At 35.6% G+C, this 24,273-nt stretch carries 22 protein-coding genes; 19 read left to right on the forward strand and 3 right to left on the reverse strand.

Annotation, left to right across the window (positions count from 1 at the left end; all coding sequences use genetic code 11):
* The first annotated feature begins 15 nt into the window (after positions 1–15).
* From AsAng_RS05215 to AsAng_RS05225, 3 genes are all read left to right on the forward strand, one after another.
* Complete coding sequence (locus AsAng_RS05215) at positions 16–981, forward strand: amidohydrolase family protein (protein WP_264791735.1); 966 nt, start codon at positions 16–18, stop codon at positions 979–981.
* A 312-nt stretch (positions 982–1,293) separates the two neighbouring features.
* Positions 1,294–3,012, forward strand: a complete 1,719-nt coding sequence (locus tag AsAng_RS05220) for an ABC transporter substrate-binding protein (RefSeq protein WP_264791736.1) — start codon at positions 1,294–1,296, stop codon at positions 3,010–3,012.
* An 8-nt stretch (positions 3,013–3,020) separates the two neighbouring features.
* Entirely contained in the window at positions 3,021–3,545 is a 525-nt protein-coding gene (locus AsAng_RS05225; protein ID WP_264791737.1) for a hypothetical protein, read from the forward strand.
* Between the two features lie 42 nt (positions 3,546–3,587).
* Here the strand turns inward: AsAng_RS05225 and AsAng_RS05230 are convergent, their stop codons facing one another.
* A complete protein-coding gene (locus tag AsAng_RS05230) occupies positions 3,588–5,081 on the reverse strand; it encodes a T9SS type A sorting domain-containing protein (RefSeq protein WP_264791738.1) in 1,494 nt (497 codons plus the stop codon).
* A 324-nt stretch (positions 5,082–5,405) separates the two neighbouring features.
* Between AsAng_RS05230 and AsAng_RS05235 the strand changes: the two genes are divergently transcribed.
* From AsAng_RS05235 to AsAng_RS05295, 13 genes are all read left to right on the forward strand, one after another.
* Positions 5,406–5,999: a hypothetical protein gene (locus tag AsAng_RS05235; RefSeq protein WP_264791739.1), complete on the forward strand. Its 594-nt coding sequence runs from the start codon at positions 5,406–5,408 to the stop codon at positions 5,997–5,999.
* Positions 6,000–6,008: 9 nt separating this feature from the next.
* On the forward strand, positions 6,009–6,656 hold the full coding sequence (locus AsAng_RS05240) for a toxin-antitoxin system YwqK family antitoxin (RefSeq protein WP_264791740.1): 648 nt from the start codon (positions 6,009–6,011) through the stop codon (positions 6,654–6,656).
* A 142-nt stretch (positions 6,657–6,798) separates the two neighbouring features.
* The gene (locus tag AsAng_RS05245; protein WP_264791741.1) at positions 6,799–7,752 is read left to right on the forward strand and encodes an energy transducer TonB; all 954 of its coding nucleotides are present in this window, start codon (positions 6,799–6,801) and stop codon (positions 7,750–7,752) included.
* Positions 7,753–7,798: 46 nt separating this feature from the next.
* On the forward strand, positions 7,799–8,326 hold the full coding sequence (locus tag AsAng_RS05250) for a hypothetical protein (protein WP_264791742.1): 528 nt from the start codon (positions 7,799–7,801) through the stop codon (positions 8,324–8,326).
* A 61-nt stretch (positions 8,327–8,387) separates the two neighbouring features.
* Positions 8,388–8,873, forward strand: a complete 486-nt coding sequence (locus AsAng_RS05255) for a YfbM family protein (RefSeq protein ID WP_264791743.1) — start codon at positions 8,388–8,390, stop codon at positions 8,871–8,873.
* A 53-nt stretch (positions 8,874–8,926) separates the two neighbouring features.
* Positions 8,927–9,091 (forward strand): hypothetical protein, encoded by a 165-nt coding sequence (locus tag AsAng_RS05260; RefSeq protein WP_264791744.1) that lies wholly within the window; start codon positions 8,927–8,929, stop codon positions 9,089–9,091.
* A 71-nt stretch (positions 9,092–9,162) separates the two neighbouring features.
* Complete coding sequence (locus AsAng_RS05265) at positions 9,163–9,450, forward strand: YciI family protein (protein WP_264791745.1); 288 nt, start codon at positions 9,163–9,165, stop codon at positions 9,448–9,450.
* Positions 9,451–9,477: 27 nt separating this feature from the next.
* Entirely contained in the window at positions 9,478–10,182 is a 705-nt protein-coding gene (locus tag AsAng_RS05270) for a hypothetical protein (protein ID WP_264791746.1), read from the forward strand.
* Between the two features lie 26 nt (positions 10,183–10,208).
* Positions 10,209–10,760 (forward strand): hypothetical protein, encoded by a 552-nt coding sequence (locus AsAng_RS05275; RefSeq protein WP_264791747.1) that lies wholly within the window; start codon positions 10,209–10,211, stop codon positions 10,758–10,760.
* A 22-nt stretch (positions 10,761–10,782) separates the two neighbouring features.
* Positions 10,783–11,382, forward strand: coding sequence for a hypothetical protein (locus tag AsAng_RS05280; protein WP_264791748.1), 600 nt, complete (start codon positions 10,783–10,785; stop codon positions 11,380–11,382).
* Between the two features lie 25 nt (positions 11,383–11,407).
* On the forward strand, positions 11,408–12,208 hold the full coding sequence (locus AsAng_RS05285) for a hypothetical protein (protein WP_264791749.1): 801 nt from the start codon (positions 11,408–11,410) through the stop codon (positions 12,206–12,208).
* A gap of 40 nt (positions 12,209–12,248) precedes the next feature.
* A complete protein-coding gene (locus tag AsAng_RS05290) occupies positions 12,249–12,791 on the forward strand; it encodes a Crp/Fnr family transcriptional regulator (protein ID WP_264791750.1) in 543 nt (180 codons plus the stop codon).
* Between the two features lie 129 nt (positions 12,792–12,920).
* Complete coding sequence (locus AsAng_RS05295; protein WP_264791751.1) at positions 12,921–13,475, forward strand: cupin domain-containing protein; 555 nt, start codon at positions 12,921–12,923, stop codon at positions 13,473–13,475.
* A 94-nt stretch (positions 13,476–13,569) separates the two neighbouring features.
* Here AsAng_RS05295 and AsAng_RS05300 read toward each other — a convergent pair whose 3' ends face one another.
* Positions 13,570–15,588 (reverse strand): fibronectin type III domain-containing protein, encoded by a 2,019-nt coding sequence (locus AsAng_RS05300; RefSeq protein WP_264791752.1) that lies wholly within the window; start codon positions 15,586–15,588, stop codon positions 13,570–13,572.
* A gap of 497 nt (positions 15,589–16,085) precedes the next feature.
* Between AsAng_RS05300 and AsAng_RS05305 the strand changes: the two genes are divergently transcribed.
* Positions 16,086–18,662 carry an esterase-like activity of phytase family protein gene (locus AsAng_RS05305; RefSeq protein ID WP_264791753.1) on the forward strand — a complete coding sequence of 859 codons (2,577 nt, stop codon included), beginning with the start codon at positions 16,086–16,088 and terminating at the stop codon, positions 18,660–18,662.
* A 291-nt stretch (positions 18,663–18,953) separates the two neighbouring features.
* Here AsAng_RS05305 and AsAng_RS05310 read toward each other — a convergent pair whose 3' ends face one another.
* Entirely contained in the window at positions 18,954–20,915 is a 1,962-nt protein-coding gene (locus AsAng_RS05310; protein WP_264791754.1) for a leucine-rich repeat domain-containing protein, read from the reverse strand.
* 281 nt (positions 20,916–21,196) lie between these two features.
* Here AsAng_RS05310 and AsAng_RS05315 point away from each other — a divergent pair, with 281 nt between their 5' ends.
* Positions 21,197–22,138 carry a hypothetical protein gene (locus AsAng_RS05315; protein ID WP_264791755.1) on the forward strand — a complete coding sequence of 314 codons (942 nt, stop codon included), beginning with the start codon at positions 21,197–21,199 and terminating at the stop codon, positions 22,136–22,138.
* A 254-nt stretch (positions 22,139–22,392) separates the two neighbouring features.
* Positions 22,393–24,114, forward strand: coding sequence for a pentapeptide repeat-containing protein (locus AsAng_RS05320; protein WP_264791756.1), 1,722 nt, complete (start codon positions 22,393–22,395; stop codon positions 24,112–24,114).
* The last annotated feature ends 159 nt before the right edge of the window (positions 24,115–24,273 follow it).

The following is a 24,273-nucleotide window of genomic DNA, read 5'->3' on the forward strand; positions in this document are numbered from 1 at the left end:
CATAATATATAGACAATGGATCCGAAACAGTTAATTCTTGACAAAATAAAGGCAAATGGTGGTTGGGTAAACACACATGCACATCTAGATAGAGCCTATACGCTAAATGAAGATAACTTTAACTATTCATACTCTTACCTAAAAGAGAAGTGGCATTTGGTAGATGAAATGAAGAAGGCAGCAACTGTGGATGACATCTACAGACGTATGTGTAAGGCTACTGAAGTTTTGTTGGAGCAAGGAACGCAAGCAATGGGAACATTCATTGATGTGGATGAAAAAATTGAGGACAAAGCAATCAAAGCTGCTCAAAAATTGCGTGATACCTATGGCAAAGACATCGAAATGCGTTTTGCTTGCCAAGTACTAAAAGGTGTTATTGATCCTAAGGCACGTTACTGGTTTGATATGTCTTTAGACTTCGTTGATATTGTTGGAGGTTTGCCAGCTAAGGATTTTGGTCGTGAAGAAGAACATTTGGATATTTTGATGTCTTCTGCCAAAGAAAATGGTAAATTGGTACACGTTCATGTGGATCAATTTAATACAGACGAAGAAAAAGAAACCGAACAATTGGCTCGCAAGACCATTGAACATGGTATGCAAGGAAAGGTGTCTGCTATTCACTGTATTTCATTGGCAGCACATCCTAAAAAGTACCGCCACGAGGTATACGATTTGTGTCGTGAGGCAGATATGCACATTATCTCTTGTCCAACAGCATGGATTGACCACAATCGTACAGAGCGTTTGCAGGTAAGTCACAACTCGATTACTCCAGTTGATGAAATGGTGCCTGCTGGTTTGACAGTTGCATTTGGTACGGACAATATTTGTGATATTTACAAACCATTTTCAGATGCAGATTTGTGGACAGAAATGCGTGTAATGTTGGAGGCTTGTCATTATTATGATATTGATAACTTAGTGAAAATTGCCACAGAAAACGGCTTAAAAGCACTAGGAATTGAGAAGAAATAAAAATAACCATCTTACAAATAAATGGTTTATAAGCTGCTTAGGTATTGATTACCTAAGCAGTTTTTTTTTGATCGAAAGCCTGCATTTAATTTTTTTTATTAGTTTAGTATACTTGGTACCCTGTATTGGTGTTGATTTGGTGATTAACTAACTACTTGATCTTTTGGGAGGAAGATCAGATGACAGTAATCAACAATTATAGCCCAGCAATCCAATTGCACTAAAGCTTGGTCTTGTATTTGTTTTAGAACTCCCCAATTAAGAGACGATAAAGAAAGTTCCATAATTTTTTAACCTTAAAATTTTACTTGCATGCAATACGTAATAATCCTTTTGGTTGCTTTGTTTTGTTCCCCTGTCCTAGGACAAAAGGAGTTTACAATAAATGTACACGAAATAAGCGACCCAGATGGCTTAAATCCCCTCACTTCTAAGGCCGCAAATGCCGAAAACATAGAAGACAATATTTTCTGTCGGCTATTAGAGTTTAATCGAGAAACTTTTCAACTGGAGCCTGCTTTAGCCCTGAAGCGTCCGCTTATCGAAACCCCTAAGACAGGCAAGTACAAAGGAGGCATGGCTTTAACTTATGAGATCCATCCCGCAGCAACTTGGGATAATGGAATGCCCGTTACTGGAAATGATTATTTGTTTACTATTAAAGTGGTTAAACATCGAAATGTTGAAAGTGCGGGAAGACGGCTGAGTCTAGAGTTTATTGATGATGTGGTCGTAGATGCTGCGAATCCCAAAAAATTTACAATTTATTCAAAAAAGGTGTTTTTTACGGCAGAATCGTTGAGTGGTAATTTACTACATATTCTACCAGAGTATATTTATGATCCTAGTCAAACCATGCGTAGTATTAGCATAGCTGATTTGATGGATGCCAAAAAAGAATATAGTGATGCGCTCAAAGAATTTGCGGATGATTTTAATTCTGCTAAATATGCTAGTGAAATAGCATTTGTGAAGGGCTGTGGGCCTTATCAATTGGCAGAGTGGGATGCAGGAGGAAGCATTACTTTAGAACGAAAAAAAGATTGGTGGGGAGATAAGGTCGCTGACAATCTTTATTTAAAAGCTTATCCAACTAAAATCGTCTATCACATCATGCCTGGAATGGGCTGGGTGCTTTCTAAAATGAGGGATGGAGAGCTGGATATTGTTAGAAATGTTCCCCCACAGCGATTTTATGATGCTCAAAAAAAAGAAGAATATACAAAACTAGTTGATTTTCATGAACCCTCGCAATTTGCTTATCACTATCTGGCTTTAAATGCTCAAAGTCCTAAATTATCGGATAAACGGGTGCGAGAGGCAATTGCTTGTGCTGTTAATCGAGAACGTATTGTTCAAGAATTTTTTGGCGGTGCAGCAATGAAGGTGAATACTCCAATTTCTCCACATAGAACCTATTATGATATTAAGGAAAAGGGGACAGACTTTGACCTAAAAAAAGCCCAAAGTCTATTGACTAAGGCAGGTTGGAAAGATACCGATGGGGACGATGTTTTGGACAAACGAATCGATGGTAAATTGGTGAAATTGCGTTTGAAATATAATTACAACAAAGGAAATTTAGTGCGCAAAGCGATTGGTGAAATGCTTAAGGAAGATTTGGCTCAAATTGGAATTAAAATGGACTTGTATCCCATTGATTTTGCGACTTTACTCGCTAATGCCAATGCTAGAAACTATGAAGTGATTGCCCTTGCTTGGGTAAATACGCCTGGCTCGGATGACCTGAAAAATGTTTGGCATACTTCTGCGGATACCAAAAATGGAGGAAACAGGGTAGGCTTTGGTACTCCTAAGACCGATCGCATTATTGATGAAATTTCGGTTACGTTGGACGAAAACAAAAGAAAGGAGTTGTACCTTGAAATTCAACAGTTAATTGTTGCAGAACATCCTTATGTGTTTTTAGTGGTTCCCAATCAGTTGATTATGATTAAAAAAGGATTTACTTATCCTGATTTGGGGCCTGTTCGCCCTGGTTATGTGACTCGATTGTTCCAAAAGAAATAGCAAGTAATATGATGTTATTAGACGATGGCAAGAGCATTCAAGAGGAGAAAGAAATACAATTTGCAAGAGCCTTTTTTGGGGGAAGGTATTTGGCGATGTATTTTGTCCTTTTAGTTGCGTTAGGAATATTTGGAACCATAATAAAACCTGAAAATATTGTATTTTGTCTTTTATTTTTAGGAATTTTTAGTTCGATGTATTTTTTTACCTACGCTATTCAAGTGAGTTTGTTTTCTAACAAAAAGATAGCCATTCACGACTATAATTTAGTGCTAATTCGGAAGAATAAAATCATTAAAAATATTACTGTTTACCACGATAAAGATTGGATTTGTATAAAAGATAGCGCTTCATTACCCATTGCTGTTTTTGAAAAATCTAAAAACAAAGAAATATGCGATTGGATTTTTAGGAGTTATACCGTAGAATCTAAAGAACTGAAAACAACAATCCCTCAAAAGGCTTGGGCAGATTTAATAACAACAACTGGAACAGGCTTGTTGATTTTATGCCTTATCTTTAGTTTTGCTTAAGCTAAAAAAGGGAGTAGTCTTAGCTAACTCCCTTCTCTATTTTTAATGAGCAACAACAATTTTCCGAATTGCTTTAAAATGTGCAACTTCCACTTTTAAGAGATAGACACCACTAGGCAGATCGCTAACGTCTACTGTTAGGGCATCGTGATCGGTATGGAACTGTTTCTTTAATGGTTTTCCTTGTACATTCAAAACCTGAACATGAATTGCTTCATTTGTATGAACATGATCTGTGATGGTTAGTTGTACAATATCGTGGGCTGGATTTGGGGTGATTTCAAGAGCAAGTTCAGCATTTTGTAGGGGATGGATGGAATTATAAACTGCCTTGGGAATGGTATCTCCTGCTAGAACACCATCGATATAATAGCCCGTTAATTTTTTGCTGCTGAATATTGAGTTTCCTAAGCCCGATTGAGAGTCATAATTATAAATTTCTCCAAGATGGGGAGAAAGGACAGATTTGTGAAAACCATCAAAATATCCTCGATAAAAATAAGTTTCATACTGTCGTCCTGATGAATCTTGATACTGTCCGCAGCCTCCAAGCATAATGGCTGAATTGGTGGTTGAATTTGTAAACTCAAAAGCTTGTTTGGTAAAATCTGTTCCTCCTCCAATAGCGTAATCGAAGACCCAAGTAGTATTTCCCGAACCAGTGACGGTATCACTGTCATAGTTGTGCGTTTCTATAAAATTATAATCGACAGAATAGCTAAAACCTGTCGCTGTAACTTGTTTGGTCATAATGTCATATCTATAGAGAACCGTATTAACATTGCTATTGCCAGCTCCTCCTGGACCACCAAAATTGTAGCTAGATATATAATTAAATACATTGCCTACTTCAAAATCATAGACATCGTAAGTATTGGGCATTTTTAAGCCGTAATTTTGAGTTGGAGCCGTTTCTATTCCTGCAAGTTGATAGGAGCTTTGTCCTGCATCAGAAAAATGAATAATGCCATAATTTTTAGACAATACAATGCTGTCGCCCGTATTTACCGTGATTATTTTGATGGAATCTAAAACGCCAAATATATATTCTTCGTCAGCAGCTACAACGGTTGCTATATCGGGCTGATTGAGTTTATAAATCCAGCTTTCATTGACATTAGCTAAGGTGTTAATGACAAAGCTATCTGGCGTATTTTGATAGGTGTAGTAACCTGTCTGAAAACTATCTGGGCTATAAAAATGATAAAGCCCTGGGCTAACTTCGATCATCTTTTCATTTAGAAAATGCATCTTAGCCTTAAGGGTTCCATTGTAGAGCGTTTGAGGATGATAGTTTTGTTGGCGGTTGAAATAATATTGATTGTTTATTGTAGAATCAATATACAGGGATTGGATGGATTGTTTCATCACAATCTCAGAAAAATTAGGGACTCCATAAATAAGAACGGAATCACTAGTGCTTGGGCTACTTTTATAGCTAGTAATTGCTGTGGTAGAAATTGGTTGCCAGTTTTGTCCAATTAGTAAATTACCATAAAGTAGGCAGGTCAATAGAATTATATATTTTTCTCTCAAAGTAAGTAGGGGTTGGTAGACTACAACTTTATATCATAGTTGGTCTAAGGTGAACGAATGATGTTTTATTATTATATAGATATAATTGGGACTATACAAATACACTAAATTATATTTATCAGAAAAAAATGAGTTGTTTCTGAGCGGTAAATGATTGGATAAGCAGCGATGGGAGTACTTGTTATTGAGTTGTTAATCGATTCCGAAATAATCGAATATCCTGATTTTTTGTATAGTTTGGAAGGACTATTTTATAGGAGTAACTATTTATTGTTACACTGCTAATTTATATGATTATTATTATTATAAATAAACAAAAAAAGGATGAAAAAGAAAGGTATAATTATATTATTTATGATACAATCGATTTTCTTATTGGGACAAGAACAGGTGCCTTTAGACTTGTTGGAAACAGACAGTACTTGGGGCAAAGAACTGTTCAAATTTCCAATACATTTTGCACAAGAAATTAATTATCAAGGAATAGAAGAAGCCAAGTTTCCAAAGGGCTGGGGAGACGCAGACCATCCCAATTTTTGGTCTTATGTCTTTGCTTGGGACATAGACCTTAAGGAAGAATTAACAGAGAAAAAATTGGAAGCCAATTTACAGTTGTATTTTGATGGTTTAATGAGCGTGGTTAATAAAGATAAAGAGAGGGTATTGCCCAAAACAACTGCTTTGTTTCTTAAAAAAGGAACGTCCAACCATATTTCTAGGTATGTGGGAAAGGTCAAAATTTTTGATGTTTTTTCTACCCAAAAAAACTTGATATTAAATGTTCTAGTTGAGCAGTATTATTGTGAACAGAAAAAAAAATCTGTTGTGATTTTTAAGTTTTCGCCTAAGGAATTTGGGCATGCGACTTGGCTAAAATTAGAAAATGTAAGGCTTCACACTAATATTTGTAACCGCTAAAAAATCAACATGAAAAAATTAACCATCAACTATTACGTTTTTGTATTAATGAATTTCATAATTGTGTGTCTATTATTGGCTTGTGATACGCAGCATAAGCAGCCTCAACAACAAGATGATAATATAAAAACTGTAACTGCTGAAGCTAAAAAGGAGCCTTCTAAGTGGGATGTTGCCCTGCCGATTGTTGTCAACTCAGCAATGGATAGCCTAATTCTTAATCAATATAAGAATGGAAAAAAGGAGGGAGTTTGGAGAGAATTCTATGAAAAAGGTCGTTTGAGAAGTGAAGGCGTTTATAAGGATGGAAAGAAAGAGGGATTGCATAGAGAATGGTGGAAAAATGGCGAATTATCTTTAGAGGGGACGTATGAAAATGGAACGGCAAACGGATTGATGAAATGGTACAATGAAAAAGGTCGTTTGGTAGCAGTGGGAAAAATGATAGAAGATAAAAGGTCTGGTCCTTGGAAAATTTGTGATGTTCATGATGCTTCGCTTTGCATTGATGCAAATTTTAAGGCGGATAAAAGGGAGGGACGATGGAAAATATACGAAGGTAATAATGAGGTATGGAAAGAGCAACTTTGGAAGAATGATCGGCTTGTTTCCGAAAAATGTAAAGATAAAAAGGGAAAGGCGGTAATTTGTAATTAATCCTTCTCAATTGGGATTGGGTAGAATAAAATATAGCCTAAATTATAATTGAATTCTAGTTGAAAAAATACTACATTTGAGGCTAAACCTTTTTATTGCTCCAAGCTTATCCCTTGGAGAAATCCACTAAATCTACCAAACCATGAAACCATTACTGCTACTTAGTAGTTTATTGTTACTTGTCTTAAGTTGTTCTACCCATAAAACAACATCCCAATCGAACGATAACCCTTACAAGAATACTTATGATCATTACCTAGCGCAAGGAGAAACTAAAATCTATGCATGGTATCAAGGGCTTATCTCTAAGCGAAACACAGATGAATATATTATTAGGCTATTTTATCCCGAAAAAAAACAAATCACCTCATTAATTACTTATAAAAGTAATAACAAAGACATTAAACATGGGGCTTATCAGACTTGGTTTGATAATGGAAATAAAAAGGAGGCAGGAGCTTACAAAAATAATCTTCGAGATGGGGGATGGAAATTCTATTCGCATAGAAAAGGGCTGGTAACTTCAGAAGGAAAATACAAGGATGGTGAACTTCAAGGAAAATGGAAAAATTATGATTCAGAAGGAAACATATTAAATGAAATAACTTGGGTAGATGACGTGAAAGAAGGAGCTTTTGTAGAATATGATAGCTTGGGGAATGTGATTAATGAGGGAATTTATAAAGCAGATACTATTTTTCAGCAAACCCAAATAAAAGAGAAGGAAGAGTATCAAGATGGGACTATATTTGCGATTGTAGAAGAAATGCCTTATCTGAGAGAATGTGCGCATATAGAAGACCCCAAAGAGCGAAAAAAGACCTCTGATCAGTTGTTGTTAAAATATATTTATAATACGATAAGTTATCCTGCTTTTGCAAGAGAAAATGCTGCCGAAGGCAAAGCTGTTATTTGTTTTACAGTTATGGAAGATGGTCGTATTAGAGATGTCTATACGATATCGGGTATCTGCGAAAGTATTGAAAAAGAATGCCTAAAAATAGTGAACAATTTGCCTCCTTGGAACCCTGGAAAACAAAAGGGAAAAGCGGTTAGAGTAAAGTATAACTTGCCTATTAGGTTTAAACTAACTTAGTTAGGGGGAGAAAATAAAGATTACAACAACTTTAGTACAAAAAACTATGAAAACTATATTTAATACCCTTTTTATTATTTTGCTTGCTTTTCAAATTGCCAACGCACAGGATGCACCCAATATTCCTACATCTTACCAACTTGAAAAGAAGGAAGATTATGCTTCCTATCGAGCGCAAGTGCTCGAAACGATTATCTGGCTCGAAAATACGCCCATTAGCGATCAAAATTCTAGTATCAGAAGACCTGCTCAGAAGTTTGTTATGACTTGGCTTTCAGGACATCCTGATCTACACCCACCTTTGGTGCAAGATATTATTCAGCCACTAATGGAGGAAGATGCAAAGTATGCGGCTATCTTAATGGGGCGATTTATTTTTGGTGAGGCTAAGGCTTTAATGCAAACGAAAGAAGAACTTAGCGAAGTGGATTTATACCTCAAAGGTATAGAAGCTATGCTTAATGCTTATGATACAATTCATCCAAAAGTGAAGTTAAGAACGATGGAAAAATACAAAAGGATGGTAAAAAAGGGCAAATTGAGGGCTTGGCTAGAGGGATTAGTAAAGGGCTAGTTAGATGCCCTTTGACAATGGAATAAATACTTTAACCTAAACCAATACTTAACACATGGGAATGACGTTAAATCTAATTCGAATCAACCAACATGAATTAGATTCTTTTTTGAACGATCCTAGTCTTCTTGAAGATTTTCTTGATAATGATGATGAAAATGCTAACCAAATCAACATAGATAAAAGCTGGGGAGGGATATTGTTTTTACTCACAGGAGGAACCTATAACGATAGTCACCCCTCTAATCGAATTTTTTTTAGTTGTAATTTTATTGATGAAGAACAGGATTTAGGATATGGACCTGCTCATTATTTAACAAAGGATGAAGTTAGCATATATGCTAAAGAACTTTCAGCGATCAACTTAGAGGATTTAAAGAATAACTTTGATCCACTAAAAATGGATGCAATAGGCGTTTACCCTGGAAACTGGGAAAGGGATGGGGAGGAAGAAAGAACGTATCTTATAGAATATTTTGAAGAATTGAGAAGCTTTTATTTAGCCGCAGCACAAAAAGAGCAAGCTATTTTAACTTTTATAGGTTGATGGAAGGGCTCGTTATGATTAGGTTATAGAAATAGATTGACCCACAAAAACGGTTGCTGGTTCACACCAATTGTGAGCCTGTACCAAGTACTCCTTTTGAAGGGGGAACATTAATTTTAGAATGTAGTGATTATAGGTTGTTTGATGAAGCATTAAAAACGCTTACGATTAAAAAACTAAAAGAATTATCTCTTGATTATTGGACTAAAAAGGAGTAAATTAGTAGGGGTGTAAACGTTAATTACAACAAGCAATTCTTAACCAATAAATCATAGAAATAATAAACAAGATGCACATCATATCCATAACTTATAAAGTTTCTTTAGAACTGGTCGATCAACATTTAGAACAACATATTGAATACCTGAACGAGCAATATCGGCTAGGCAATTTTCACGCATCGGGAAAAAAAGTCCCTAGAACAGGCGGGATCATTCTATCCAAACTTTCAGATCAACAAGAGTTGTTAAACATTCTAGCAAAAGATCCATTTAAGATACACGATTTAGCGGATTATGAACTGATTGAATTTATACCGAGTAAAACAGCTGAAGCATTAAAATTTTTACTGGAATAGAAAATCACCATTTTAAAATACCGAACTATGTCAATGTGGGAAATAGAAGCACTGATCGAAGCTAGTATTCGTTTGGTGGATCAAACAGCCGTAAAAACGGATAAAGTAAACTTAATTTGGAATTTATACGAGATACAGGGCTTATTTGATTGCTCCTTTACGCATTTTAGATTGATGGATTTGCTGCTTAAAAATGGATATACCAAAGCAATTGAGCGGACAGCTTATCCCAATTATGAACAACAAAAAAGGTACTTGGAGGAACTAAAAGAGAACCGTTTTGCGTTTTTGTATGAGAACTTAGCAGAGTCTTGGAGCGAAACCAATCCTGTAGTTGCCTATTGGGATCAAAAGACGGCTAAGGTTTATATCGATTGTGATTCTCCCATTTGGGGCAATAATCGACCCATTCTAACAAAAATGGACCCCTATGAATTGGGGAAACAACTAATTCTTGAAGCGAATAGGCAGGGACAACGGAATTTGATTTATGATTGGACCGCTTTTTTGCTGAATTATGGAGCGATTTATTTTGCTGAAAACCTTACGGTTGAAACCTTAATAGCTAATTGTTTTGAAACGATTGCTGGGGTATTCGCTCAGCATGATTTTTCTGCTTATAAACCCATGCACGAATCTCTAGAGATTTATTGGGAGCCGCAAGAATGGTTTTCAGAGGAGCAACAGCAACTCATGGAATGGTTTAAGCGTAAAATATCTGATCATAAGTAATCGTTCACAATAAATACTCCAATCAAATGAAAAAAATAATCCTCTTGGCAATTTTGTTAATAAGCAGCTTACAATGTTCTTTTGGTCAAGAAAGACAGGTGAACCAACCGCCTAAAAAAAATAAAAACTGGGTAATTGATGAAAATGCGTCCTATTACATAGAATATCCTAAGGAATGGAAAATTGACAAATCAGGAACAATGGGCACTTCATTGATTTTGTTTAGTCCAATAACCTCTAGCGAAGACAGTTTTAGTGAAAATGTTAATTTAATGATTCAGGATTTAGGAGGAATGGACATTAATCTAGACGAATTTGTTGAATTGTCAGAAAAACAAGTAAAGACATTAATTACGGATGGAAACATTGAATTGAGCAAACGAATAAATGCTTCCAATGGCACTTTTCATAAGATTATTTATACTGGTAAACAGGGAATCTTAAAGTTGAAATTTGAACAATATTATTGGATGGTTGATGAAAAGGCTTATATTCTTACGCTTACTTGTGGCGATGATACATTTGAGGAGTTTCAAATTGCTGGTGAAAAAATTCTAGATAGTTTTCGGATAAAGTAAAACGAACAAAAATTCAAACAAAATGGAGGAGGTTTATATTGCTTTTTTTCTTTGGACAATTATTGCCCTTTTTGTAAGAAGAATGTGCACAAAATCTTCTCCATTTGAAGTATTAGAAGCCAATAACATCCTTATTGCCCTTATTGCTTGGATGAGCGTAATCTATTGGGGCTATGAATTGTATGTCCTTCAGCAAGAAGGACATTTGTATGAAATGTTGGCTTTTTATTATAGAACAATGAGCCTGTCATTTTCTACGGTTTGGCTGCTATTGAGTTGGCTGTTTATCGAGTTTTTAATCCAAGCCTTTTGGGTGAAAAAAATTAGAAAAAATGGCTATTTTTCTATGCTTGTGGCAATGCTTTTAAATATTAGTGCGTTCACAGAAATGTACCATTGGAAAGATGTCATCATCGAAAGATGGAAGATTATTTATACCTATTCTCCGCCTCCATCAACCAGCAACCAAGATTTACTTCCCTCCACTTGGACTTATTACCCTTCCACCATCGATCTGTTTGAGGTTGCACAAATGATAACAGTGTATTCTATTCTTGTAGGATTTTTGTATTTTGTAACCAATGCTGTTCTACGTCAAAAACATCGAACAAATAGCTTGTAATTGTTACAAAACCTAAGACTCACTAATGAAAAAGCTGCTTCAAATAATTGGGGAAATTTTACTGATAGGGCTTTTAACCCTTCTAACCCAGATCGGAGGAATTGTTTATCTATTCAACATTTGGGTTTGTAAAAAAGTAAAATGGGACAATAAATGGAAACCCCTGCTTACTTTTTTGATCTTGTATTGTATTGGAACCTTTGTTCTTACGCCATTTTTAGCGCCTCTTTTTGGAAGAGAGCCCGTTCAACATTCTGAACGAATACAGCCTGCTAATTATATGACCATCTTGCTGAATAGAAATTATGTACGACCAGCAATAAATGAGTTGCTCAAAAGTATCGATCAGAAATTAAGTCATACATCAATTCCCATCAATTATTTAGATGCCAATTTTCCCTTTATCAACCACTTTCCTTTACTGCCGCATCTAAGCCATCACGATGGCAAAAAACTAGACCTGAGTTTAATTTATGAAGATAAAAAAGGAATGATTAGCAAGTGGCAAAAGTCCAATAGTGGATATGGTGTTTTTGTGATGCCTCAAAAATCAGAAAGCAATCAGATTCGAAAATGTCTAAAAGAAGGGTATCTTCAATACGATTACCCTAAATATCTGACCTTTGGGACTAAAAATAAAGCACTCAAATTTTCCAAAAAAGGAACTAAGAAATTGATACAGGCAATTTTGAGTGAAAAGCAACTCGAAAAAATATTTATAGAACCTCATTTGAGGGAACGCTTAAATTTGAAGAACAAAAAAATAAGATACCATGGCTGTAGAGCTGTACGGCATGACGATCATATCCATTTGCAAATTTATTAATATCACCTTACCAATTAACAAGAAATAGAGCAGATCATTAATGAGAGAAAAGAACAAACCGTTGGAACATCTTATAGAGCCTTTTCTATCTTTTAGCCAAAAAGAAGTATATAAGAAGGGAACCATTTTGTTGGAAGAAGGCAAAATTTGTAGAAAATTATACTTTATTAAAGAAGGAACCCTTCGATTTTATTACCTCAATGAAGAAGGGGAAGATATAACCCATTGGTTTTTGTTGGAGGGAGATTTTATCACCGAAATCAATAGCTTTATAGAACAAAGCGAAAGTGAATATTATTTAGAGGTATTGGAAGATTGCACCCTGCATACTTGTTCTTATGATAGTTTTATAAAAATCAATGAACTTTTTCCTGAAGTCAGCCAGTTGTGGAATACCATTTTAGCTAAATTTTTGCTCGAACTAGGAGAAAAAATAAAAGACCTCCAATTTAGGGATGCAAAAACTAGATACAATAATTTGCTCCAAAAACATCCTTCTATTACACAACGAGTCGCTTTAAAACACATTGCTTCTTATTTGGGGATTACACAGCAGTCTTTGAGCCGAATCAGAAAAAAATAACAAATGTAGAGAATTTACCATAGGTTAAAAACTCATATAAAAAAGCAACCTATCTTCGTACTGTTATACAATTGAAGTGGTTAGAACATTAACAGCTTCATTTTTAAGAATCCAAATAAACAAACAACAATGGAAAATGTAACAGTAAAAGATGTATTAAGATTACCAGGCGAAGGTGAAAAAACGGCAAGTGATATGGTCATAAAAGCTCGTACAGCAGATTTGGCAGGAGACTTTTCGGTAATGGAAGGCACCATTTATCCCAATGAACTGTTGGCTCCTCATACGCATGAATATGAAGCACAGTTGGTTTATATTATAACAGGAGAATTAGAATTTGAAGTTGGGGGCAAAGATGGCTTACGATTTACCGCTCCTGCTGGAAGTTACATCATTAAACCAAGGGGGATTATGCATGCTTTTTGGAATAAAAAGGAGGTTGAATCTAGGTATATTGAACTGTCGGGCAAAGAACATTTTGAAGAATTTGTAGATTCTAAATCCAAAGGAGATCTTCATGCTATTATCCATTCTAAAGATCATGGAATGACAACGCACATGACCGATACTTTACGACTGATGAAGACCCATAATTTGAAGGGCTTGTCTATGATGGAGTTTCCAAGCTTGCCCAAATTGCCAGATTGGTTTAGAAACTTATTGCCCAAAAAAGAAAAGGTGTAATTTTTCAACGCACTAATGATTGTTAGCACTTCAATGGTTAAAAATAAGGGGTATTCATTACGTTTTAATGAATACCCCTTTCAACAATACGATATTATTGTTTAACGAACTTAAGAACTTTTGTTAACTCCTGCTTTTTTATCTCAATACAGTAAATTCCCTTAGGCAAATGGCTTACCTCATATTGAATTTTTGAACCTGTTATGGAAAACTGATCCAGTTGTTGCCCTTGAAGATTATAAAGCATACCTTCTGCATCATTTAAAGCTCCTAAATCAAGAAATAAAGTACTTTGAACAGGATTGGGATGGATTGTAAATACATTACTCTCCACCTTTTGTAGCTGGGTTGTTATGGTTTCTGTGGTAAAACTCCATATCGTAGACCATGGTGAATATCCTGTTGAATTACTAGCTCGAACCCGCCAATAATAAGTAGTGGAGCTTGCCAAGCCATTGATACTGCGATTGGTTGATGCACTTGTGAGATTATAAACATTTGCTGTGAAATCATTGCTTGTACTGTATTGTATTTGATATTGGCTAGCATTCGTTGTGGAATCCCAAACTAAGGCTAATAGGCTTGTTGAAACATTAGTAGCAACATCTGCTGGACTAATCAGCGAGGGAGCTGTAGTGAGTTGGTATTGTGTGGTAAAACTCCAAGTATCGCTAAAATCGGAGGTATCATTGGCATTAACAGAAGCCGCCCTCCAATAATAGGTAGTTCCAAAGTATAAATTAGCTAAAGTTTGTTGAGAAGAATTAAAAGGAGTAGATCCAGTTTGATAAAGCGGTGAATTAAAGTTTGGAGAAGTATCTATTTGATAAATATAGCTGTTGCTACCTGTAGCAGCGTACCAATCAATAGCAATGGTGGTGGGTTGTCCTGTAGCATTGTTAGCAGGGCTATAATTGGTAATTTGTGTATGCGTGGTAAAACTCCAAGTATCACTAAAATCGGAGGTATCATTGGCATTAACAGAAGCCGCCCTCCAATAATAGGTAGTTCCAAAGTATAAATTAGCTAAAGTTTGTTGAGAAGAATTAAAAGGAGTAGATCCAGTTTGATAAAGCGGTGAATTAAAGTTTGGAGAAGTATCTATTTGATAAATATAGCTGTTGCTACCTGTAGCAGCGTACCAATCAATAGCAATGGTGGTGGGTTGTCCTGTAGCATTGTTAGCAGGGCTATAATTGGTAATTTGCGTGTGTGTGGTAAAACTCCAAGTATCGCTAAAATCAGAGGTATCATTGGCATTAACAGAAGCCGCCCTCCAATAATAGGTAGTGCCAAAGTATAAATTAGCTAAAGTTTTTTGGGAAGAATTAAAAGGAGTAGATCCAGTTTGATAAAGCGGCGAATTAAAGTTTGGAGAGGTATCTATTTGATAGATATAGCTGTTGCTACCTGTCGTAGCGCTCCAATCAATGGCAATGGTAGTGGGTTGTCCTGTAGCATTGTTAGCAGGGCTATAATTGGTAATTTGTGTATGTGTGGTAAAACTCCAAGTATTGCTAAAATCAGAGGTATCATTGGCATTAACAGAAGCCGCCCTCCAATAATAAGTAGTACCAAAGTATAAATTAGCCAAAGTTTTTTGGGAAGAATTAAAAGGAGTAGATCCAGTTTGATAAAGCGGTGAATTAAAGTTCGGAGAGGTATCTATTTGATAAATATAGCTGTTGCTACCTGTGGTAGCTGCCCAATCAATGGCAATGGTGGTGGGTTGTCCTGTAGCATTGTTAGCAGGGCTATAATTGGTAATTTGTGTATGCGTGGTAAAACTCCAAGTATTAGTCCATGTAGAAGTATCAATTGCCCCTTTTGTAGCGGCACGCCAATAATAAGTTACGCCAAAATGCAGATTGGCTATTGTTGTGGAAGAACTATTGGAAAGCGTAGCACCAGACTGATATAAAGGGGAATTAAAATTAGGAGTAGTGTCCAATTCATAAAGATACCCTGTACTTCCTGAAATACTGCTCCAATCTAACGTTATGGTAGAGGGGCGATTGGATGAATTATTGGATGGTGAAATCAAAGTGGGTGGGTTAATCGCCCAAGTTGTTGTTGTGAATAGTAAACTAAATAGTAAAATGACGTATTGCATTATTTGGTTAAATTGAGTTAAATTAAATTATATTTTTGCGCAAAATAAGACTCAAAGACCAATCCTAAAAATGGGGAATAGGCAGGTATAGTCAGATATTACAGTATATATCTTGGTGTAAAAAGAGCTAATGAATTGAACAGTAAGTTTTTAGTTGAACTCATAGTATATCTGTTCATTTATACGCTCGTATAAATGGCTTTTTACAATTTTCGAGAAGTTGGTTTGAGAAGTCGAGAAGCTTATCCGATATTTGAATAAAGCAATCGGGTATTCATCCCCAGAAGCTTAATTAAAATCAATTCCATAACACTTAAAAAATCACATTTACTGAGACCTCAGTACAGGCGGAGCTATGCCCTAAAGTAACTCCTATGTCAATACAAATTGATTCTTTAACCCCAAATTATTAAATCTTAACCAGCTAAGTTCATGATTTGATCGGCCGCATGTCGTGCCGATCAATTCTTACTCCTTGGCACAGTAAAATTAACCGTATGAAATTATTAAAAATATACTCAACCATTGGTTTATGGGTTTTGATTTCCTATATGGGCTTTTCACAAGGAAACAAGCCTATTGAATGGACCAATTTTGATGCAGCACCAGAATTTTCTTCCTTATTAGAATACGAAGGAGATTTATACACGACCTATGAAAGAGAAGTACAAAAATTGGTTCGTATAAAAAATGAACAGATTGATACCAGTATACCTTACCAATTGGAAAAACGCCCTACTAAATCAATGGAAATAGAAGGCATGGCAGTAGTGGACAGTCTATTTTTATTGTTAGACGAAACGAATGCATTGATTCATGTTCTAAATATCAATGATTATAAAAAGGGCAAAGAGATGGTTGCCTATTCTATTGAAACAGGATTAAAAAAGGCTAAAGAGGAGTCGTCTAAGTACGGCTTAGAAGGCATTGCTGTAAATCCAGAAAAGAAACAGATTTATCTTGCCCGTGAAAATATTGAAGGAACGACCGATAAAACGGTGATTTATCGGTTTCAATATGCTATCAATGCCCAAGATGGTCGTTTGGAAATGAAGGGGATCGATTCTACCACAGTACATTTTTCAGAAAATTATCGAGTGGCAGATCTTTATTATTTCAATGCTACTTTATATGCGCTTGCTACCCATCAAAAAAACAATAAATACACTATTTTTTCTATGGAGATAGTCGAAAGTAGTGGAAATTTGCTAAGAAATACTGACGGGATACTAAAGAACCCAACGGTGGTATTTGACTTTTCAAAAAAGGGTACTTCCCAAGCTAATTATGAGGGAATGGTGGGATACCAGAATAGTTTTTATGTACTATCTGATGAAAGCGAAAAACAGAAGCGTTCCTTCTTATTAAAACTTGATCCTAAGGAAATACCTACGGAGGTAGATACTAATATTACTCCGTTCAAAACTCCTAATGTCAATGGAATAAAGTCAAGTTCCAATCTGTTTTTATGTAGTGATTTTTTAGCGGACGAAAATCTCCAAAAAAAAGGCAGTTGTTGTCCTTTAAATATCAAGTGTTGTGATACAATTCCGAATAAATTTAATTGGGTCTTTCAGGCAAATTGCATGGCATATCTCGAGAAGAACAACAATGCTATTACGCCTAAATACATTACGGTGTACGACAAACGAGATGGAACACTTTCTTATCTAAAACTTAAACGGAAGAAGGAACAAAAGAAAAAAAAGAAAAAAAAGAAAGAGGAGAATAAAGACCAAGAGCCAAAACCCAAAAATAATAACAACAATTCAACAGATAAGAAAAAAGAATGTACCAATAACAACTGCAAAGCATTTAATTTTGAATATGTAAAGCCCAAAAAAGTAATCTTTCCTATTGCGGGTAGAGAGATGTTATTTGTGGTCATTGAAGAGGATGAAAGTATTAATTTAGAGGTAGGGAGCGAACAGTATTTTCTAGAATATGAAAGCGCTTTTAAAACAATCATTGAAAGTGGCGGCAAACCTGCTCCCGCAAGTGATGCGACTCCTAAGGCTAAATCTAAAGCTTCAGATGTTGGTGATGATAAAGCGGAGTTAGTAGAGGAGAAGGAAAGTAGAACACAATTAGATAAGCTAGCGATCCTAAGAGAAGCCCTAGCTACCTTAAATAAGCACCATCATGCAAAGGTCATTATATCGCAACAATACTACGACGATTTATTTTGTTTGAGATTTAGCATTATGGAGGAATTTGGAACAGGAAATTTTATTAAAGATTCTGTTAGTAGAGCCAATCTAATCATAGAAGCCAAGCAATTGGAAACGGAATTGCTAAAGGTGTTTAGTGATAATCCAACTCCCAAGGCGTTATTTCTAATTGGGGCAATAAAAGTAGCGTATCTTGAATTTGCGTTAAAACAGTTGGAGGGCTACAAAACTTATTTTAGGCAAATAACCATCCCAGATGAAGACGTTTTTAAGTTTACCTTAAAAAAAGGAGAAGGAAATGCGATAAAGAATATTCTAAGCAGGAGTTTTAGAGTGAGTGGCGGATTTAAAATAGATTTTAGTGCGGGAGTCTTTCTATCGGGGCTTTCTACCCGTGAATATGTAGTCCAAACCCATCATTATAAATATAAAACGGCTTCTTTTTCCGTCAATTCTTCGGGGGGAATAGATACAACTTATACGGGGCAATTGAGAGATACCTCAGGGTATAAAATTCATATAAAAGACCCCAAAATGAACTATGGCGTGGGCTTATTATCTCATGCTTATTTTAGAACAGGATTGCACAGTAATTTTGCGCTATCTACAGGCTTATTGGTTAACGATGTTGGCGTGCAAATACTAGTGGGCGGTTCGCTATTGCTAAATATCAAAAACTCTAGATTGTCCCTGACTTCTGGGCTCGTGATTGGGCAACGAAGAATTATATCACCCACTGCCGAGCCTTATTTGTGGGATGAAACAGAAAAAGATGGCTCTGTTTATGATTTACCAGGAGAGGTGCCCGTTTTGTATAATGTGACAGATGTTCCTACTTTTGTACAATGGAATTGTAGCTGGTTTTTTGGATTGACCTATAATTTTAGTTCGATTTCAATTTAGTAAATTAGGTCTATGTACAGGACAACCCAGCTTGCTGGCTCACGAGGTACGAACTAAGCGTAGCGACTTCATGAACAAAGTGAACTAGTAACACCACGTAGTAGCAGCGCAGCTAAACGAAGTGAGCTAATAGCTAATATACTAGTAGCTAAAATTTTTTAGTATAAAAGATAGGACCTTTGCTTAATGATTATTTGGATTTAAGATTAGAGCTTAGACTCCAATTGAACGGTTATTGGAGTCTAAGCTCTAAAATTTCATAGCGAAGCGATCTAAAAAATAGAATGCTTATCAATAATCTTCTTCCATCCATATAATTGAACAATGGGGGAGTAGCGCTTCAATTTCAGTTCTTTTTTCTTTAGGAATAGGATTATCGGTGAAGTTGAGATACTTTAATTGTGGAAGTTCCTGAATTGCCACAGGTAAATTAGTGAACTGGTTAGCAGCTAAGCCAATATAGTTCAGTTTGGAGAGCTTTTTAAGGCTTTGGGGTAAGTTGGTAAATTGATTGGCATCCAAATGCAAAGCAGTTAGATTTGTAAGGTCTCCGATATTTTGGGGCAATGCATTCAAACGATTGTGCATGAGGTTAAGATGGGTTAAATTAGAGAGCTTTCCAATACTTTCAGGAATGGTAGTTAATTGATTTGCAATTAAGTTTAAGCTGCTTAAGTTAGAGAGCTTTTTAATGAGGTCAGGAAGCGTTGTTAGTTGATTTAAACTAAGATCTAAATCGGTTAAATTCGATAACTTTTCAATGCTTTTAGGCACTGTGGTTAATTGGTTGGAACTAAGACTTAACTTCGTTAGGTTGGTGAAATCTCCAATACTTTCAGGGAGCTTTGGGAGTTGGTTATAACTTAGGTCTAATTCGGTTAATTGGCTCAGTTTTTTAATGCCTTTAGGCAAAGCCGTTAGCTGATTACGAGACAAACCCAAATAACGCAATTGAGAAAGTTTTGAAATGCATTCGGGCAATGTCTTAAAGTTAGCATCCAGTAAATCTAAGTGTGTTAAGTTGGTGAGCTCCCCAATACTTTCTGGGAAGGCAGTCATTGCCGTACGGTATAAATTTAAATGGGTTAGCTTGGAAAGCTTTTTAATGCTCTTGGGTAATGCTTGTAGCTTTTCATTATAGCCCAATTTTAAATGCTGTAACTTAGATAAATCCCCAATACTTTCTGGAATTTTTTGGATCGAATTATTAGACACTAGGTTTAAAAATACCAAATTAGAAAGCTGCCCAATGGTTTCGGGCAAGTGGTATAGACTGCTATAGCTCAAATCTAAAAAGGTTAGTTTGGAGAGTTGTTCTATATTTTTAGGCAGTTCATACAAGCCATTGTTGCTCAAATCTAGGTACCTTAGTTCAGAAAGTGCTGAAATACTATCGGCCACCGTTCCCAAATAATTATTATGACTCAGATCTAAATGCCTTAATTTAGAAAGCTTTCCAATATGTTCAGGGATAAGATGCAATTTATTGTGACTCAAGTCTAAGTGTCTTAGATGCTTGCATTTTGAGAGCGCCTCAGGAATTTCTCGGATGTTATTGCCAACTAGACTTAAATAGCTCAACTTAGAAAGCTTGTTAAGTTCTTCAGGAATTGCCTTTAATTGGCAAGAATGCAATATTAGAATTTCCAATTGAGGATAATCCAAAATCTTTTTTGGAAATTCGGTCAGCACTTGATGACTTAAATCCAATGCTTTGGTTTCGGCACTTAGTTCCTCCACGTTTTCTGCCAATTGATATTTATTGCCCAAGCTATCCATCAGTAAAAAAGGCGTTGGAGCATTACCCATTGAGGAGTATTTTACTTTGGCAAAGCCCGTCTCACTATTAAAATTTTCTGCTGCCTCAAACTGACAGGGAATGACCCTATTTCCCGTTTTGTCGATATAGCCCCAATAGCCTGTTGTCTGATACTGATTTTTTTCGTAAGCCAACGCTAATTTATCGTCGTAAAAATAGATGGCATCAAGAATCTTTTGGTTTTGTTTGACGGTTGCCTCTGCTTCTGCTTTTAGCAATTCTATTTTATCAAAAACAAGATCCAATTTTTGTTTCACCTCTTTTGTTTTTGACGCATCAAAACTTATGGCAGCAAAATATTGGTTCATGGCTTCTTTATAAGCTCCTTGCTGAAAAGCTTTATCTCCTTGCTGTATGGCTTTTTGATAATCGTTTTGGGAGAATGCAGCAAAACAGAATAGACAGAGTAAGGGCGTTAATGCAATGGAATTCATTGGAATATGATTTAGTTAGATATTTAGGTTTAACAAGATAAGAAAATTGTGTGTGTTAGGATGCTTTGTTTTTTATGTTTCTAGGACGGGTGGGGAGTTAATGGGTATAGCGAATCGATCAGATTATAGGAAATTTTTTACTGCGAATTGTTAAAGTGCTCATTAACAGTAGTTAAAGTTCGTGTTTGTGTTAATTATTTTAATTATATGTCTGTTATTGATGTGTATTTCTTTGTCAAAGAACGAAAAAAATAATTATTTAAACTTAAAAAATAAATACGATGAAATTATTACCCATTTTATATCTATTTAGTATTTTTCCTTTGTTGGCGCAAGAGAAAAAGAAGACTACCGATACCCATTCCTTTTCTAAGCTGATCTCAATTGGCGAAAATGGCTGCCGAATAAAAACCACGACTAAAGTCTTTCATACCATGACCACGAGTAATTATTTGATTCCCTATCCCAAAGGTATCAAATTAGAGCGATTCAGTTGTGATCAATGCCGAATTGATAGTTTTAGGGCTGAGTTTAATGCCGTTAAATTATATGGAAAAAGAGTGGAATTTGATGTTGTAAACGACTGCAAGTATAATTTTAAAATTTCAAGCGACAGCATCTATACCATCTCAAATATTGCGCATCTCGACTATAGTATTTTTGAAGAAGTAAAAGAGATAAAAGGTTATGGGGGCACCCCTCCACTTACGCATTTTTACATGAGTTTTAAGATTCCCAAGTCGTTTAAATTTGTCTCTCTCAAAGATAATTTGCCCCATACGGATTTTAAATTTAAGTCACTCATCAATAAAAATGAAGTTGAAATAGAATCCAATCTGCCCGTTAAGGATTTTACCTTTGAAATAAAATATGTGAAGCAAAACCCTAACCTTAAAACGGTCATAGATTCCTTGGATATTTATGGAGATGTGATCTTGAAAATCTACGATGCCAGTAGAGAAGATGGCGACATTATTAATGTATTCATCGATCATAAAATCGTACTGGAACAATTTAAAGCACGGAATAAGCCTGTAAAAATTCCTATTGAAGCCAATGCTACTTCCACCATTAGAATTGAAAATGTGGACGAAGGCAAATTCCCACCCAATACGGTAGTCGTAGAAATCCTTGAGAAAAATGGACGAAAAAAACTCCAAAAAATTAATGTTAGAACCAAAAAGGATCAAGATTATCAGCTGTTGCTAATTCCCAAAAACTAGCTGCTTCATGCGTTGCCAATTCCTCTAAATATTTGCTGCATCTTTCCTGAAAAAAAGCTATTGCCAATCGGTGGATATACCTTTGGCAATAGCTGAGTTAGGTTGAGTATTATTGGATAATTCTATTTTAAATAGAAAACTTTTATTTGTTTGTGTCTTGTAATCAATTAATAAGGCTTGAATATTGCATTTAAAATAAAAATGATTATTTTAAATATAAGAAGTAGTCTGTTTCTATAAATATCTAAAATAAGATGGAAAATCAAGCCCCCAACAAAAAGCCTGACCAAGAACCCCAAATTTTGACCATAGCAGATAAAATAGATCGTTCGACACCCAATGCACAAGCGTTAAAGTATATGGCACTAGGAGCTTTACTCCCTGTGATGGGCTATTTTGTAGCTTCTCTAGAAATAGCTTATTATGTGATTGGTTTTTTATTTGCCTTGGCAGTAGTCTTTTATGCAGGAGTTGTATGGGGGAAAAACTTGTTTAATAAGACGCTTAATAATGCACAAAACAACTGGGAAGAGGATCTAAAAACAACTCAAAAAACGTCTAAAAAACTAGTCACTCAATTATTAGAGTTGCGAAAAAATCCTCCTAAAGATGCCCAAACAGTAGTGAATGAGGTAACTGAAACGTTACAACCCTTTAGTCCTATTATAAAAAAGGGCTTATTATTAGGAGCTGCTTTTGTGACTAGAATCTGGGCCTTTAGTTCTTTAATGGGAGTATTGGCTTTTGCGGTAAGTTTAGCTGTTTGTGTGGCTACTTTTATGCAGGTGCAGTTATTGGATAAGCAAAATGCTAAACTAGATACCCAGAATGATTTATTAAAGGAACAAGATTCCCTTTTGGTGGAGCAGAATCATTTATTTAAGGATCAAAATACCAAAGTAGAACGCCAAATTAGCTTGATGAGTGATCAAAATGCTTCCATCCAAAAACAATTATTGCAAATAGACGATCAAAATAGACTCATAGCCCAACAAATCCAACAAGGCTATACCCAAAATCAATTGGTTCGCCAACAAAATAAAAAGATAGATGCCCAAACAGGTTTAATACAACACCAAAATCAACGCCTTGACCAACAAACGTACTTACAAGAAGCAGATAGGCGTAGTTCATTGGTCTTTTTGTTTAGCAATATTATGGATGCTATTGATAAGGAGCTAAAAGATGATTATGGAAAGGATTCTATACGTAATTTATCTCCTCAATTGATTGGGAGAATTGTTGCTTTAAGCACTAGATTAAAACCCTACAACTATTTGAGTGGAGATACGCTTATTAAAAAGCCTTTAAGTCCTGAACGTGGACAACTATTGGTGAACTTAGTAGAGAGCCAATTGGATAGTGTTTCCTATAAGTTAATTTTTGAGAAAGCTAGATTTAATAATGCAGATTTATCTGGATCAAATTTGAAAGGAGCATATTTGGTAGGAGCAGATATGAGAGGAGCGGATTTGTCAGAGGTCAATTTAATAGGAGCAGATATGAAAGGAGCAGATTTGTCAGAGGTCAATTTAATAGGAGCAGATATGAAAGGAGCAGATTTGCCAAAGGTTAATTTAATAGGAGCAGATATGAAAGGAGCAGATTTGCCAAAGGTTAATTTGATAGGAGCAGATTTAATAGGAGTAGATTTAATAGGAGCTAATTTAATGGAAGGAAATTTAATAGGGGTAGATTTGAGAGGAGCCAATTTAATAGGAGCCAATTTAATAGGCGCAGATTTATCAGAGGCTAATTTGAAAAGCACAAATTTGTCAGAGACCAATTTGATATTAGCCAATTTGAGTGATACCAAAATCCCAGATACCTTACTTTTCACAAGACTAGCTAAACAAAAAGTAAAAGGTATTCAAGGGTTAGAAAAATACTATTTTATAGATTCCACTCCCCAATATTACAGTTGGGATAAAGAAAAAAAATATCCCTACTACCTAATCAAAAGCAAGGAAAACTAAACTACTTATGCCGCCGAACCCTCAAACCATTAACCTCTTCCCCAATAGAGATCTTCATCAATCTCAATAGTTTTGCTTTTTCTTACTATAGTAAGTGCTTCTTTTTGGATGTGCTCAACCAATATATAAGGAGGGTTAGTGCTTTTGTTTATTTTTTTT

The sequence above is a fragment of the Aureispira anguillae genome (assembly GCF_026000115.1).
Taxonomy (GTDB): Bacteria; Bacteroidota; Bacteroidia; order Chitinophagales; family Saprospiraceae; genus Aureispira; species Aureispira anguillae.